Consider the following 16624-nt stretch of genomic DNA (forward strand, 5'->3'; position numbering starts at 1 on the left):
ACTTTACACACTACGTCCCGGATGTCATTGACTTATCGAATGACATCCGGGACGTAGTGTTTTAACTTATCTATTATTATACCAAACCGTTAATGCTTGCCGTTGCTCGACCCATTCGTTGACCCGCCATTCAGGTGGATTTCAGGATTGTTCATGACTAGCTGGAGGTATTTTCCGGGACGGGATGGATCTTTAAAAAACCACGCTACGTTACCCTGCGCGTCGCGCCCGAGTTTAGCCCCGGCAACCGGAGGATGGTCCACACTACTAACCAAATTGGTCAGTTTAGGGGCTACTTTGGGCAATACGGGTTTTGACGAAGGTAAAAACTGTGCCTCAATTAGCGCCTGGATACTGTCTTTAAAAACTTCGGCAATTCGTTGAACATCAGCATCAGTATGGGCTTCAGTCATAAAACAGGGGAAGCCATCCCAGATGTGAATGCCTCGCTCCCGCATCAGGGTAAATACAAGTTCACCATACGGTACGTCCTGCGTGAATTTTATCTTCCAGAGTGAACCAAACTGGGCAACTAGTATCGGTAATTCATGCTGTTTCAGAAATGCATTTAACGTATCGGCCAGCCGTTTTGCTTTCGCGGTCAGACGTTCCTGTAACGCGGGACCCTGTTCGCGCATGTAACGTAACGAAGCGTGGGAAGCCGCCAACGCCAACGGATGCCGCGCAAACGTACCGGCGAAGAACGTAATGTCGGCCTGCGGAAACGACGTATCGCCGTATTGCCAGAAACCGCCATCCAAAGCGTCCATGAACCGTGATTTGCCCGCCATTACGCCAATGGGCATGCCGCCCCCAACCACTTTTCCGTAGGCAGCCAAATCAGCCTGTATACCCCATAATTTTTGCATGCCGCCCGGATGCATGCGGAAACCGGTGATCACTTCATCGAAAATAAGAGCCGTACCCGCATCGGACGTAATAGTTCGAAGTTCCCGAAGAAAATCAACCGGCTGAAATTCAGGCCGCCGGCTTTGCACAGGTTCAACCAGAACGGCGGCAATTTCTGAAGCCCGCGACCGAATAATGTCCAGACTTTCCGGTGTACCGTAGTCTAGAATCAATACGTTCTGAACGGCTTCGGGCATGATACCCAACGCGGCTGGCGTAGCGTTTCGGTCGTGGGTTCCGCGACTAACCACTTCGTCAAAAATGCCGTGATAAGATCCCGCAAACGTAACGATCAGCGAGCGGCCCGTTACGGTACGTGCCATACGGATCGTGCCCATAATGGCTTCGGAGCCCGTATTGCACAAGGCAGCTCGTTCGAAGCCGGTAAATTCACAGATCAGGCGCGCTACTTCGCCGGCCAGTTTGTGCTGCGGCCCGAGTTCATATCCCAGATCAATCTGTTGGTGCAGCACCTTAGTAAGCCACTCCGGCTGATGCCCAAACAGCGTTGACCCAAAGCCATTTAGCGCGTCGATGTATTCATTGCCGTCAATATCCCACAAGCGACTTCCCTTCGATTTATCGACAACCAACGGATAAACCAGCTCTTTGGTAAGCGGCTTGAAACCAGTAACCGCCCGTGGATCGGCCAGCCACTGGCGGTTTTCCTGCGTATTGGTTTTACTCGCTGATGTTTTGCGGACGTATCGTTGGATAAGCTGTTGTAAAAAAGCTTCCTGCGTTTTGTTCAGCGCCGACGATTGCCGCTCGATACGGGCCCCAGCCCCAAACGCCTGGATCGCGCCAGCCGGTTTAGCAGGCGTATTGACAGCTCCATTCATTACCGGATCTGGCATTGAACGCTTGGCTTCGGCAGCAATGGGTTGTGGAATCGGCGCAGGCACCGAACCGGCTTCCTGACCACGTAGTATGGCCATTTGCTGCGCCATGATCTGCAACTGCTGCTCAAACAAATTCATAATGGAATCTGTCGTACCCGAACCATCCATCACAGGAAGAGCGACTGGCGCAACCGTCTTCAATTGAGGTTGTACCGACGTAGTAACTACCGGAGTTGGTGCGGGCGTTGGAGTTGGCAAAACTACTGGTGCAGGAGCAGGCGTTTCTGGTTGATAGGCATCGGCGGGAAGTCCCTGATCCAGATAATCGACCAGCGTTTCCAACGTACCGAATTCATTGTTCAACTGCCGGAATGAGATCGGCAAGCCGAATTTCTTACGAAGCGTATACGAGAATTGGGTGAGTATCAACGAATCGAGCCCCAGCTCAAGGAAACTGGTTGTCGGCACTACGTTGCTCGCTTCGACGCCTGTTACGTCGTACAGCAACGTTTTTACAGCAGATTGTATATTGTTTTTTCTCATTATGGGCTGAGCTATCACATGTTGGGTAGGTATTTCACTGACTGTTGCCGGTGATAAATGCGCTGACGAAGAGGCAGTTTGTTTGGGCGGATCAACCCAGCAACGTTTTCGATCAAAAGCATACGTGGGCAACGTAACGATCTGCGGGGAATGGCTAGTCCGAAACGCCTGCCAGTCGGGATTCACACCTTTGATCCACAGCTGCCCCAGAGCTTTCATCACTGATTCATAATCGCTTTGACCGTTTTTAGCCCCGTCCAGGCTGGCCACTACGTTAATCTTACGCGGAGTAGCCTGTTGGCGGGCCAGCGTTGCCGTTACGTTACCCGGCCCCGTTTCGAGTAGAATTGAGTTTTTTAGCGTGAAGAGCGTTTCGAGTGCATCGGCGAAACGCACGGTTGCCCGCATATGCGTGGTCCAGTAACCCGGATTGGTCGCGTCGCTATCAGTCAGCCACGTACCGGTAACAGTCGAAACAATCGGTTTCTGCGGCCGATGTAACGTAACATTTCGTACCGTTTTTTCGAACTCATCCAGAATCGGATCGAGCATAGACGAGTGAAAGGCGTGGCTCGTTTCCAGCAGTCGATTCGGAATAGTCTGTTTTTCTAATTCGCCTGCAAACGTAGCAATGGCCTCATTTGGCCCGGCCACCACACAGAGCTGGCGACTGTTTACGGCGGCCAATGACAACATATCAGGCAGCATAGCCGTTATCTGATCAGCTCCAAGACGTACTGAAAGCATACCTCCCGATGGCAACTCACTGATGAGTTTACCGCGAGCCGCGATCAGTTTTAGCGCATCAGGCAGCGTAAAAACACCCGCCAGATGAGCCGCGACGAATTCGCCAATGCTGTGGCCGCAGAATATGGTCGGTTCTACCCCCCAGCTTTGCCAAAGCCGAGCCAGCGCGTAGTTCGTTGTAAACAGGGCTGGTTGCGTGTATCGCGTATTTTTCAGCCGATCAATAGCAGCCTGATCAGGCGTTTCCGGATATAATACGTCTCGGATATCTATGTCCAAGTGAGGCAATAATTCGTCAGCACATGTATCAATAGCTTGCCGATATACAGGCTCATTCTCGTACAATTCGTGCCCCATATTGACGTATTGCGCGCCCTGTCCCGGAAACAAAAAGACGATTTCGTTGGGTGCAGCAGCATCTGACGTAACGGTTTGCGGTGCGGCTGGTGCGGTCAACGTAGTGACTAGTTCATCCTGCGTTCGGGCGATAACGTAGCGTCGGTGTGCATGCGTCAATTGGCGATTTTGAAGCGTCGACGCTACGTCTGCTACGTTCAAATCCGGTTGCTGACGCAGATGATCAGCGAGATGTAAGGCATAGTCAGTCAGACTTTGTCCCGACTTCGCCGACCATGGAAAAAGCTGAAAAGGACGCTGTTTAACGGGGGTTTGTGGCTGCGTAACGGGCTCGGTTGGTACGTATTCTTCCACCACTACGTGTACATTGGTCCCCCCTACCCCGAACGAGCTTATCCCCGCCCGGCGCGGACCAGTGGCTGTCCATTCGCGGTGCGTGTCGTTCACGTAAAAAGGGCTGTCGGCAAACGGAATAACCGGATTAGGCGAATCAAAACCAAGCGAAGCCGGTAACTCTCTATGGCGCAGGGCAAGTGTCGTTTTAATCAGACCTGCCACTCCAGCCGCTGCGGTCAAATGACCGAGGTTACTTTTTATAGAACCTAGCGCGCAGAACTGACGCTGTGCTACGTCGCCGAACGCCATCGTTAAGCCCTCAATCTCAATTGGATCGCCTAGCGGTGTAGCTGTTCCGTGCGCTTCTACGTAGCTAATCGTTGCCGGGTCGATACGGGCGTCTTCTAGGGCTGTTCGGATGGCGATGGCCTGGCCTTCGGCGTTGGGTGCTGTAAAACTGCCTTTCCCGCCACCGTCATTGTTGACGCCCACGCCTTTAATGATCGCGTAAATTGTATCGCCATCCCGTTCGGCGGCTTCCCGCGATTTCAGCAGAACTACCCCTGCGCCATCGCTGAAAACAGTTCCGGTAGCCTCTTCATCGAACGGTCGGCAGTGACCATCGCGGCTTAGCATGGCTCCTTCTTCGTAAAGATGGCCGCTGTGAATGGGCGCCGTTACGCTGGCTCCACCCGCCAACGCCAGTTCGCAATGGCCCAACCGAATGCTGTCAACTGCCTGTGCGACAGCCAGCAACGACGTAGAGCAGGCCGAATAAACACTGACCGCCGGACCACCCAGATTGAGTTGATACGCCGTTCGCGACGCAATGAAATCCTTTTCATTGACGGTCATCGCCTGGAAACTGCCAATTTGGTTCAGTACCTCTTTGTTTGCCAGTACGTTGTTAAGATAATACGTATTGTTACCGCATCCGGCCCAAACGCCAATACTGCTGCCGTGTTGATGTGGCAAATAGCCCGTTTGTTCAAGCACTTCCCAGGCAATTTCCATAAAAACCCGGTGCTGCGGGTCCATTACTTCCGCCAGTTTCGCGCTCAAACCAAAGAAACCAGCATCAAACTCATTCGCCTTTTCGAGAATACCGCGCGCCTTTACGTAAGCAGAATCTTCTGTCAAATCACTTGGTAGTGAGGAATCTAATTCTGCGTCTTTAAAGAAATGAATGGTTTCGCGGCCCGCTTTCAGTACGTCCCAAAGTGCCTCAACAGAGTCAGCGCCGGGAAAACGACCAGCCATCCCGATAATCGCTACGTCGTCCGACTCCAGTTTTTTTGGCTTCCGGCCTGTACTACGTGGTTTTGTCTGCTGACCGCCATCCAGGTAGTTCGCCAGCGAACGTATCGTCGGAAATTGATAGAGTTTAGTAACCGGGACATCGTACCTGTGCAACTGCTTCAGCAAATTCACTGTCCGTACGGCCAGCAGCGAATTTCCGCCCAGTTCGAAGAAATTATCGTTCACACCTACCCGACTTACAGCCAAAACATCTTTCCAGACATTGATGAGTTTTTCTTCAATCGGATTGCCCGGAGCCGCATACGTAGTGGTCAAACCAGCCGATGCATCCGGCTCAGGTAATGCTTTACGGTCGACTTTTCCGTTGCTTGTCAGCGGGATGTGTTCGATAGGCATTAGTAAACTCGGAACCATATAATCCGGTAGCCGAGTCGCCAGAAAGTCTGTTACGTCCTTTTTGTCGAAAGGCCCGTCCAGCACTACGTAGCCTACTAGTCGAGCATCGTCGTCGGCGTACTTTTTAGCGACAACAACCGTATGTTTTACGCCTGGATAAAGCAGCAAAACCTGCTCAATTTCCCCCAATTCGATCCGGAAACCCCGAATTTTGACCTGCTCATCAATCCGGCCCATGTATTCCAGATCGCCATCGGGTAAGAGCCGCGCCAAATCGCCACTTCGGTAAAGTCGGTCGCCGGTATGATCACTGAATGGATTCGGAATAAACCGCTTGGCTGTCAACTCTGGTTGGTTGAGATAGCCACGTGCCAGACCAGCGCCACCAACGTACAATTCTCCTACTTCACCTACTGCAACCGGCTGCTGATCAGTGCCAAGCACATGAGTTGACAGCGTGGGGATAGGTCGGCCAATCAGGCTGCTGGGCTGGGAAAGGTGTTCATCTGTCAGGGCCAGATACGTAACGTGTACGGTTGTTTCAGTGATACCGTACATGTTGATCAGCGCACAACCGGGATAAGCCTGTTTCCACGGACGCAACTTGCCCGGATTCAACGCTTCTCCCCCAAAAATGACGTAGCGAACGGCCAGCTTTTCTTGTTTGCTAACCGCCTGTTCCTGAAGAACGTAGAAGGCCGACGGCGTCTGATTGAGTACCGTTACGTTTTCCGTCGCCAGCAACGTAGCAAACAACGTAGCATCTTTCGCTACGTGCTTCGGAACCACTACCAATCGACCACCAAATAGTAGCGCTCCGTACATTTCCCAGACGGAAAAATCGAAACAGAATGAGTGAAACATCGTCCAGACATCCTGCTCGCCAAAATCGAACAGCGGGGCATCGTTGACGAAGAGCCTCACTACGTTCTCATGATCAATCATCACGCCTTTCGGGCGGCCTGTCGAACCAGACGTATAGATGATGTACGCCAGACTCTTTGGCGTTAACTGCGTGGTTACGAACGTAGTGGATTCAGCGTGAATAGCTTTTTTATTCTGGTCAAGACATACCAGATTTACTCCTTCAGCCATTGGCTCCAGCATCGGCCGGGAAGCTGCATCCGTTACGGCGATGGTCGCTTTCAGATCGGCCAGCATGTAGCTGATACGGTCGGCTGGATAGTCGGGATCAATCGGTACGTACGCGCCACCGGCTTTCAGAATACCTAGTATGCCCACAATCATATTGATGGAGCGAGTCAGGCAGATCGGCACCAGCGACTCTTCAACTACGCCCAGTTTGCGCAGGTAATGAGCCAACTGGTTCGATTGTTCATCAAGTTCCTGATACGTAAGTAGCTCATTTCCAAACGTAACTGCTACGCTGCTGGGCGTCTTATGAGCCTGTTCGGCCAACAGGTCGACAAGGGTCTTATGCTTTGGATAGGCAACTTGTTCTGAGGCACTAGATGGTGAGTATAGAGTGGTATCCATTTATGGGAAATGTCAAAGTTCGCTACGTATTACGCTGTTTTTCTGCTGGTTACACACTCTGCGTTCGATTAGCAGAACGTAGTTGCCGACATATCAGGCAAGTCCGCTGTTCTCCTCCAGCCAATCGCTGGACAGAAACGAGTACATGTACGTATCCATCATCACGCCGTCTTTTACGACGCTCCAACGTAGCAGCCCTTCCCGCTGGAAACCGACTTTCTCAAGAACTTTAATAGATGCTACGTTGTGGGCCATCGGTTTTGCATATAGCCGAGTCAGCGAAAACTCTGTAAATGCGTAATCGGTGATGGTCCGGAGGGCGGCCGATACAATACCACGTCCCCAAAAGGCTTCGCCCAGCCAGTACCATATTTCGGCCGAGTAACGTTCAATGTCTTCGCCGATGCGAAGGCCAATATTACCCACCGCTTCGCCGTCAACATCAATAGCGAAGTTAGTTTCTACCTCAGGATCAACGACGTATTGTATCCACCGCTGAGCGTCGATTTCTGTGTAGGGATAGGGGAAATTATCGCGGAGATTAAGCCAGATGGGCCTACTATTGGCGTGCTGGTGTAAATTATCCTCATCGCCAAAACGCCATGAGCGAATAGCGCATGGCCCACAGTCAATATTCATGTTTACTTCAAATATGGGTAGGTAACTACGTAGTAGAATTCCAAGCTACGCTATCACTTTAGACGACAAATAGTTATCATGTCACCCATAGTGGTAAAAAGAATCTATCACTTCTACCTTTCTTGCTTGTGTATTTTTTAGTAAGGCTTTTCCGTCGATGACAAATCGTCCAGAACTAGTGAATTCAGTACACCTTTACTAGTTACTACATAACCGTATCCATTTGTTTATCGACCGTTTACTCAAACCAATTTGGATTTTTAAAAAGTAAACGCCTACCTTTGCAGCCTTAACTGCGTCCGCTACAGTCGGACGGTCAACGCCGATGAAGTTCCTCGCTTAAAAACCTCCCGCAGGTTTTCTTCCTTCTCAATCAGTTCTGCCACTAAGGCAGCTCTCTCATTTTTTACTTCATTCACTACCTGCGTCTCTACGGGGCACAGCGTCGTATTCTTATCACTAATGACCAAGTTTTTTCGGTTATTCCTGGCCGCATTACGTGGTTCAGAAACCAATTTCACATCCGGTAGTATCAACCGGGCTATTTTTCTGCTATCGGTTCCAATGATTCTGGAGATGGTCATGGAGTCGTTATTTGCCGTTGTCGACGTATTTTTTGTGGCTAAAATCGGCACCGAAGCCATTGCCACCGTTGGCCTGACGGAATCCGTATTAACAATCGTGTACTCCATCGCTATTGGCCTCAGTACGGCCGCTACCGCACTGGTTTCCAGACGTGTTGGTGAAGAAAACCGACGCGACGCTGGCCACACAGTGGGGCAGGTTATACTGGTTTCGCTTGGGTTTGCCATACTTCTGGGTTTACCCGGTTTTTTGTTCGCAGAAAACATCCTGCAATTAATGGGTGCCAAAGCCGAACTCATTGCTAACGGGTCCAATTTTACCCGAATGATTTTTGCCAGTTCGCCAGCAATTATCCTGCTGTATACGCTCAGTGGTTGCCTGCGCGGAGCGGGTGATGCGTCGGTAGCCATGCGCTCACTGTGGATTGCAAACGGGGTAAACATCGTACTGTGTCCGGTCTTCATTTTCGGATTCGGACCAGTTCCGGCACTTGGCGTGATGGGCTCTGCCGTAGCCACAACAACTGGCCGGACCATTGGCGTACTTTACCAACTTTATGCCCTCACACGTTCAAAAGGGGGTATTCAGGTGTTAAAGAGCGATTTTATTCCGAATAGCGCCATCATCCGGAATCTGCTCAGTCTGGCCGTTGGTGGAACGAGTCAATTTCTGGTAGGTTCGGCGAGCTGGATATTTCTGACACGTATCCTGTCGACCTACGGAAGCGACGTAGTGGCGGGCTACACCATTGCCATTCGGATTATTGTGTTTACGATTCTGCCGTCGTGGGGGATGGCCAATGCCGCTGCTACGTTGGTAGGGCAGAATCTGGGCGCGGGCGAACCGGCGCGGGCTGAGACATCGGCCTGGCGGGCAGCCTTCTGCAACATGATTTTCCTGGCCACCGTCGGGGTTGGATTCTACTTGTGGGCGTCCGAAATCGTGGGTATGTTCGACCGCAATGCGCGCGTTGTCGATATTGCGGTACAGTGTTTACGAGTGTTTTGTCTGGGTTACCTGTTCATGGCTTATGGTATGGTACTGAGTCAGGCACTCAACGGAGCGGGCGACACCCGAACACCGACGTTGATTAATATTGTATGCTTCTGGATGGTACAGATTCCACTAGCTTTCGTATTAACGAATTCATTCAACTTTGGCCCATCGGGTGTGTTCTGGTCGGTAGCTATCAGCGAAACGTTGCTGGCTATCATTTCAATTCTGGTGTTCCGTCGAGGTCGCTGGAAAACGGTTCAGGTGTAATTGTAGGGCAGAACTTTTACCCCAAAGCGCAAGTTTTATTTTAGGTAGAATGTCTGATAGAAGATGTATGGTCTGCCCAATTCATACATTACCTATCTTACAGTATACATCTTATAGCTGAGATTTATGATCGATACACATAAACAACCCGAAACCGCTGTTCTGGTAGCGCTGATTACGCAAAAGCAATCAGCGGATCAGACCAAAGAATATTTAGATGAATTAGCGTTTCTGGCCGAAACATCAGGCGTAAAAACCGTGAAATCGTTTACCCAGAAACTCGACCGACCCGATACCCGCACCTTTGTGGGTAAGGGGAAACTGGAAGAAATCCAGACGTTTATCCTCGACAATCCAGTAGACTCGATCATTTTTGATGATGATCTGACGCCTGCTCAGGTACGTAACCTTGAAGCGGAATTCAAGGAAATTAAGGTACTTGACCGTAGTTTACTTATTCTGAACATTTTTTCGATGCGGGCGCAAACGGCGCAGGCACGTGTTCAGGTGGAGTTAGCTCAGTATCAGTATCTTTATCCGCGACTGACCCGTATGTGGACGCACTTGAGCCGTCAGAAAGGCGGAACGGGGATGCGGGGGCCTGGGGAGAAAGAACTGGAAACGGACCGTCGGATCGTAAAAGATCGAATCGCGTTTCTGAAAGAGAAGCTCGCCAAAATCGATAAGCAAAGCGTAACGCGTCGGAAAGAGCGCGACCGGCTGGTACGTGTCGCTTTGGTGGGTTATACCAACGTAGGGAAATCGACGCTAATGCGGACAATGGCCAAAGCCGATGTATTTGCTGAAAATAAACTCTTTGCTACGGTCGATTCGACAGTACGTAAGGTAACACTGGGCAACATACCGTTTTTGCTGACCGATACAGTTGGGTTTATCCGTAAACTGCCCACTACGTTGATTGAATCATTCAAATCGACGCTTGATGAGGTTCGTGAAGCTGATATTCTCGTTCACGTAGTCGACGTATCGCATCCGAATTTTGAGGAGCAGGTTGACGTAGTAAATGCTACGTTGGCCGATATCAAAGCCGTTGGTACGCCAACTCATACAAAACCTATGATACTGGTTTTCAACAAAATGGACCAGTTTGTTCCGAAAGAAGAATGGGCCGAGAAACCATCGACGAATGATGACGATACGTACACGGAAAACGATACGTCAGAAGAAGTTATGATTCCAGTAGCCGTTCGGAGACGTACCGCTTTGGATTATCTACGTAAAACGTATCTGTCGGCGAAAGCTGATTACGTTACGTTTATTTCTGCCCAAACTGGCGAAAACGTGGGTGAATTACGTGAATTGCTCTACCAGTTAGTGAAAGAGAAACATTACCAGATTTATCCGAATTGGGTGAACGTACCACTCTCGGAATCAGCTGAGTATGGTGACGGTTTGGTGAGTTAAGGGATTTTCGGCAATTTTGTAAAGCACTCCCCTCTTCTGGGTACAGAGGAGGGGATACTTTTGGTCTCGTAGTTCAACGGATAGAATAGACGTTTCCTAAACGTTTGATATGGGTTCGATTCCCGTCGAGACCACCCCCTATAACACAAAGCCTCTAACTTACAGCAAGTTAGAGGCTTTATTGTTCCGTTTAATTCGATAAATGGCGACTATGAGCTAAATCAAATGGTGGCCTTCGCTGGTGATGGCAGCAGCCTTAGAGAAACGGGCGTTTTTACTGAGACGGTACTTAGTCATAATGTAACCGGCAAGATCATAACTCGATTCAGCAATAGCTACTAGGTTCCTTTTTGTTGATGTTGAAATGCGCTGACCTATTCATGTAAATAGGGGCTCGTCCAAACTGAATTTTCCATAACTTCAGTCAAAGACACGTAATCAACTACCATTAAAGATTTCAAACCCGAACATTTATCATGTTGCTTTTAAGGATATACTTGTTTTCCTACAAAACTTCAGTGTCATAGCCACAGCGAAAAAGTGTGATTGTCGGGGGTGTTTATTGTTCGTCTTATTTACTTGGCTCTCTTAGTGTATTGGCCCTGATTTAGCAACGCTTTGTCGGCTTCACTCAGATGTAGCGTAGCCAGGTTTGCTCTTTATGACGCTTCTTATAGCTTCCGTACCATCGACAGAGCGGGTGCATTGCCAGAACGATCAAGGCCCAAATTAAATAAATCACCCATAATTCAACTCCGCTACCTGTCTTTGGCCGGCCGAAGTTCGAGCCGAATACCAAATCGGAACTCTTGAATCCTTGCAGGAAGACCATCACAAAAACAAGGGGATGTATCAAATACCAATGCACCAGGAAATAGAACAGGGGAGTTTTGCCATAGACACTCACCCAATCCGTCAAGCCACTTTTCAGGCTCTGTAACCGCGAAAGAATCAGAAACATGATCCCTAGAAACAGAAGACAGAATTGCAGCGATGGGGGATATTTGGTCACGTTGATGAACGAGAGAAAGGTATAGAGCAAATTCTTTTGGGACGACCAAGGAACTGGGTCTCCATATAAATTCATAACCCGGAGAGCAACAAAAAAGCCCAGCGACAGCACCCCTATTTTCAAGAAAATACGTTGTTGACCATTTTCGGTTGATTCAAAAAAATAGCCAGCACCGTAACCGATCAACATGATGCCCAACCAGGGAACAGGCGGGTAGGCGATCAGAAATAGTTTACTGCCAGCATACGGAAAAGCCGTCGGGGAAAAAAGGGCCATTAAAGCTTTCAAGAGCACATTTTGGGGAGCTGGAATCAAGCCAGCCAACGCATGAAGGACTACGATCATTAACCCAACTAAACCTACCGTCCGGGGAGGCAATTTCAGCAACGTACTGAGGATCAGAAACCCAATTCCAATGGCTGCGATCACCTCAAAAATCAGAACGTCGAAGTCCGGGTCGAACCAGATACCGAAATTGACCACACTGAACTCTACCAGCACCAGCCAAATGCCCCTCGATAGCAGAAAACGTCTGGAAGCAGCCAGGTCGTTTTTAGCGTTCATAGACAGAAAAGCGGAGGTACCCGACAGAAAGACAAACGTTGGTGCACACAAATGGGTAATCCACCGGGTAAAAAATAAGGCTGGTGTGGTGGTGGTCAGGTCCGTAGGTGACTGCGTCAACGAGGTAATATGTAAAAGATCCCTCACGTGGTCCAATGGCATGATGATCATCACCAGACCGCGCATGATATCAATACTGTTGTTTCGTTTCATTATGCTTGGTATTTCTCTAATCAATTCGCCAGGTAGAATCATTGCCAACTTTCGACGTCCTCTACCCATTTCTGCTTCTTCATGGTGAGGCCGATCAGCAACGCCACTCCGCTATACGCCAGCGCATCAAACGCACTGGCCAGGAGATTTCCTCGATTACCAACCGGATCTGACATAGCGCCGGGGACATGGACCAGCCAGAACCACAGAAAGATCATCAGCGACAGCAATAAGGCGATGATGCGTATTCGTATGCCCAGGATGATGCCTATACCGGAAGCGGTTAGGGCGATTCCCGTCAGATTTACCCAAAAAAGGTGGTTTGCCATCCAGCCGGGAACGGTGTTGACCAGAAATTCAGCATAAATAATGTGTGAGATTCCATAGCTGGTCATGGTATAGAGAAAAAACAAATTGCCATAGGGCATGATTTTCCCCAAAACCGTCAGCTTACCAGTTAACGGCGTCTCGAACGAGTAGGCCACAACAAAGGCCCCGCCAGCCAGGGCCAGTTCCTTTAATGGCGTCGTCCACAAGCCCAAATGATACAATTTATTAGGCTCTGAAATGAGTTCATAGGTCATATGGGTTCCCAGGAATAGCAACATCCAGATTACCCCTAGAAGGAGTGACGATTTTTTACCAGCACCGGGTACAAATAACAAAGCACCGGTGATAATCAGATAGAGTCCGAAAACCCAGGCGAATACCTTCAGGAAAGGCAGATGTTGCTGATAGACCGAAAAAAATACATCCCGGAAGCTGCCAAAATAAATTTGTTGAAACCCATACACAAAAAGAGCGATCGCATAGAAAGCCCGGCCGATTCGTATCAGTAGTTTCATGGTAATCTAGGTGCCAATTGATGTACGTTCAAAAGTAGCCATCAGTCGATACGTCCAGACGTATTGTCTGTACACAACCCAATTCATCGGTATTCGCCGTTTACCGAAAAAAAGGGTCGTTGATCGAAAATCGAGTATCCTCTTTGTTTATCGACCGTCAAAACGTTTACCTTAGTTGGGGAGGGATAACTCATGAATTTACATCGAGATGTTACGTTTAATGTTGTTTTCTGGCTGCTGTATTTCCTGTATCAGTGGTTGGGATTGGCGTCTCTTTATGGCAACTACCACGACTACTTTATTAATGCCTGTATGGCTCTGCCTGTTGCCTTTCTCTTTTCCAGGCTGGCCGTTTATTTTCTGATTAAGAAGCGTTTGGCGGAAACTAGCCAGGTAACAGATTGGGTGTATTTAGTTCTTTTCTCCCTTTTTTTACTTGTAGTCAGACGGTATATTAATTACTATCTTATTTACCCGACGTACTTCCCACAAGCCCAGCATATGCCTTTTCTTTCGGCGGGAAAAATGCTGGTCGAGTTCGTTAACTTGTACGCAATAACCGGCTTGTATGCTTTGTATTATTTTATACAATCTTGGTATGAAGAACGCTTTCGCGTACACCAATTGATGCAACAGACTACAACGGCGGAATTGAATTTACTGAAAGCCCAGGTTCAGCCCCATTTTGTTTTCAATACGTTAAACAATATCTACTCAACTGCCCTGAAAAGCAGTCCAGAGACGGCTTCGCTGATTGCGCACTTGTCGGGTTTTCTGGAGTACAATTTGTATGAATCAGCCCAGGCGACGGTGCCCTTAGCGACAGAAATCTCCTATATTGAACATTATATCGAGCTGCAAAAAAACAGGTATGGCCCCAAACTGGACGTATCAATTAATAGGTATACGCCCATCCATGATCTCAAAATCGCTCCTTTGCTCCTACTGCCTTTGGTCGAAAACAGTTTTAAACACGGCGTGGCTAACTCGCCAGGATTAAGCTGGATACGTATCGATATTGCCAGACGATCTGGTCAGTTTTCGGTTAAGATCGCTAATAGTAAAGACGAACAAAGTGCTATCCAAGTATCCGATCTGGGCGGCATCGGCTTGTCGAACGTAAAAAAAAGACTGGCATTGATTTATCCCAATGCACATGATTTAACCATTATTGACGAGCCTCATTCGTACCTGATTAGTTTGACGATTAATACGTTGAAAAATGACTAACTGCTTACTAGTTGATGATGAAGCCCCGGCTAGAGCGCTGCTCATGGAGCATCTTTCCAATCTTGCTGGTTTTACCGTTTTAGCCGCCTTTGATAACGCGGTCGATGCGTTCACCTTTCTGCAAACTAACCCGGTTGACCTTGCTTTCCTGGACATTCAGATGCCGAAAATGTCTGGCCTAGATTTGATACGATCATTGAAGGTTCGCCCCAAGATCATTCTAACAACGGCTTACAGGGAATACGCGGCCACGGCTTTCGAACTGGATGCTGTCGATTATTTAGTTAAACCGATCACCCAGGAACGATTCATGCGAGCCGTTTCTAAGTACCTGCATTCTCAAAACAACCCTGAGCTACCGGCACTGATTACCAGTCATTATGAGGAAACATATATGTTTTTCAAGGTTGGCCGGGATCAAATAAAAATTTTCCTGAAGGACATTCTTTTTATTGAAGGGTTGGGCGATTACATCAAGGTGCACACGAAGGGAAAGTCCTACGTAGCGTCCGAAAAATTAGGGTATATGGAGGAGAAACTTCCTGAAGATAAGTTCATCCGGGTGCACAAATCGTTTATTATTGCCTGGGATAAACTCATCAGTTACAACGCTGAGCAGGTCACTTTATCGTCATATACACTGCCGCTGGGCCGGTTATACAAAGGTGCATTTTTACGAAAGATTCAAACAGGAGGCCACCAATTCATTGAGAAATGATAGCTTGGCTTCCCGCTCCAACTGGCACTAACATGGTTGATAATCACCTCCGTACTGAGCAGAAAAAGCGTACCCGATGCCGGGGAAGTTACCTGTACCTACCATAGTTGAAGACAGGAAACTAGCTCAAAGACAACTAGTTGTGTTTTGCCACACCCATACCCGTTTATGAGAGAACAACCCTATCAAACGTTTAGTGTTATTCAGCACACTTCAATAAATATTTCATACCTGTTGGATTGTTATCAATGGTTTCGAAAAGAGATTGAATATCATCTAGTGCAGAAACTTGTGTGATAAGCGAATCGAGCGGAAGTTCTCCAGAAGCAGCCAGCCGGATAGCTTCATCAAAATCTTCAGGTTCATAAACGCGGGTGCCAATGAGTTGCAGTTCGCGCCAGAAAAAACGAAACAGATCAACGGGTTTGGGTTCGCTGTGAATAGCGACCATCACAATCCGACCCCGTGCTCGCGCTAGTTGCGTCATGGTTTGCACGCCTGCAGTCACCCCCGATACTTCAAAAACGACGTCGGCCATTGCTCCATCTGAAAACGTTTCCACTTCTTTCGCCAGATCAGCAATCATTGGATTTACAGCCGATAAACCCAATTTTTGACAAAAGGCCACACGAGCCGCGTTCGGTTCAGAAATAAGTACATTGGCTCCTTTGTGACGAGCAACGAGTGCAATCAATACGCCAATCGGTCCAGCCCCTATGACTACTACGTTTTCGCCCGGTTGCAGTCGACTGAGCCGGATATCATGACAGGCTACGGCCAACGGCTCGGTTAGTGCTCCTAATTGGAGCGACATCGTTTCGGGCAAACGGTGTAGTGTATACGCAGGCACATTCCAATACGTCTGCATGCCACCAGGCGTATCAATACCGATAAATTTCAGGTTCTTCCCAATATGCCGCTGCCCATTGTCGGATGGGTCGTCAGTACCCGGCTGCAAAGGACGTACCGCTACTTTATCACCAACTTGCCAGCCCGTAACACCTTCGCCCAGTTGGTCAATTTCGGCTGACACTTCATGTCCGATCACTTGCGGCATCCGAACGCGCTGATCCATTTTGCCATGATAAATATGAATGTCGGTACCACAGACACCACAGTAGGCGACCTTTAAACGCACCATACCTGCTGGAGTTGGTTCGGGTTCGGTAGATTTAACCTCAAATAGTTGATTACCAGAATAATAAGCAGCTTTCATATATTAAAAAATTAAATAAGCGCAAGA

10 protein-coding genes and 1 tRNA gene are annotated in these 16624 nt (G+C 48.7%); 5 read left to right on the forward strand and 6 right to left on the reverse strand.

What is annotated here, in order from left to right; translation table 11 throughout:
• Window positions 1–89 precede the first annotated feature (89 nt).
• From ACYVF1_RS18390 to ACYVF1_RS18400, 3 genes are all read right to left on the reverse strand, one after another.
• Window positions 90–6887, reverse strand: a complete 6798-nt coding sequence (locus ACYVF1_RS18390; RefSeq protein WP_461081469.1) for a hybrid non-ribosomal peptide synthetase/type I polyketide synthase — start codon at window positions 6885–6887, stop codon at window positions 90–92.
• 93 nt (window positions 6888–6980) lie between these two features.
• A complete protein-coding gene (locus ACYVF1_RS18395) occupies window positions 6981–7526 on the reverse strand; it encodes a GNAT family N-acetyltransferase (protein ID WP_461081471.1) in 546 nt (181 codons plus the stop codon).
• A 302-nt stretch (window positions 7527–7828) separates the two neighbouring features.
• Window positions 7829–7996 carry a hypothetical protein gene (locus ACYVF1_RS18400; protein WP_461081473.1) on the reverse strand — a complete coding sequence of 56 codons (168 nt, stop codon included), beginning with the start codon at window positions 7994–7996 and terminating at the stop codon, window positions 7829–7831.
• Here ACYVF1_RS18400 and ACYVF1_RS18405 point away from each other — a divergent pair.
• The 3 genes from ACYVF1_RS18405 to ACYVF1_RS18415 all read left to right on the forward strand — a co-directional run bounded on the left by ACYVF1_RS18405 (window position 7989) and on the right by ACYVF1_RS18415 (window position 10933).
• Entirely contained in the window at window positions 7989–9374 is a 1386-nt protein-coding gene (locus tag ACYVF1_RS18405; protein ID WP_461081475.1) for an MATE family efflux transporter, read from the forward strand. The genes ACYVF1_RS18400 and ACYVF1_RS18405 overlap by 8 nt on opposite strands.
• A 126-nt stretch (window positions 9375–9500) precedes the next feature.
• Window positions 9501–10799 (forward strand): GTPase HflX, encoded by a 1299-nt coding sequence (gene hflX, locus ACYVF1_RS18410; RefSeq protein WP_461081477.1) that lies wholly within the window; start codon window positions 9501–9503, stop codon window positions 10797–10799.
• A 62-nt stretch (window positions 10800–10861) separates the two neighbouring features.
• Window positions 10862–10933 (forward strand) — tRNA-Arg (locus ACYVF1_RS18415).
• A gap of 497 nt (window positions 10934–11430) precedes the next feature.
• Here the strand turns inward: ACYVF1_RS18415 and ACYVF1_RS18420 are convergent.
• Window positions 11431–12588 carry a DUF1624 domain-containing protein gene (locus tag ACYVF1_RS18420; protein WP_461081479.1) on the reverse strand — a complete coding sequence of 386 codons (1158 nt, stop codon included), beginning with the start codon at window positions 12586–12588 and terminating at the stop codon, window positions 11431–11433.
• 38 nt (window positions 12589–12626) lie between these two features.
• A complete protein-coding gene (locus ACYVF1_RS18425) occupies window positions 12627–13433 on the reverse strand; it encodes a hypothetical protein (RefSeq protein ID WP_461081481.1) in 807 nt (268 codons plus the stop codon).
• Window positions 13434–13625: 192 nt separating this feature from the next.
• Here ACYVF1_RS18425 and ACYVF1_RS18430 point away from each other — a divergent pair, with 192 nt between their 5' ends.
• Together ACYVF1_RS18430 and ACYVF1_RS18435 are read left to right on the forward strand one after the other, a co-directional pair.
• Complete coding sequence (locus ACYVF1_RS18430) at window positions 13626–14663, forward strand: sensor histidine kinase (protein ID WP_461081483.1); 1038 nt, start codon at window positions 13626–13628, stop codon at window positions 14661–14663.
• Window positions 14656–15381 (forward strand): LytR/AlgR family response regulator transcription factor, encoded by a 726-nt coding sequence (locus ACYVF1_RS18435; protein ID WP_461081485.1) that lies wholly within the window; start codon window positions 14656–14658, stop codon window positions 15379–15381. The genes ACYVF1_RS18430 and ACYVF1_RS18435 overlap by 8 nt, the downstream gene beginning before the upstream one ends.
• 199 nt (window positions 15382–15580) lie before the next feature.
• Here the strand turns inward: ACYVF1_RS18435 and ACYVF1_RS18440 are convergent, their stop codons facing one another.
• Window positions 15581–16597, reverse strand: coding sequence for a zinc-dependent alcohol dehydrogenase (locus tag ACYVF1_RS18440; protein WP_461081487.1), 1017 nt, complete (start codon window positions 16595–16597; stop codon window positions 15581–15583).
• Window positions 16598–16624: the final 27 nt, after the last annotated feature.

The organism is Spirosoma flavus, assembly GCF_054778555.1.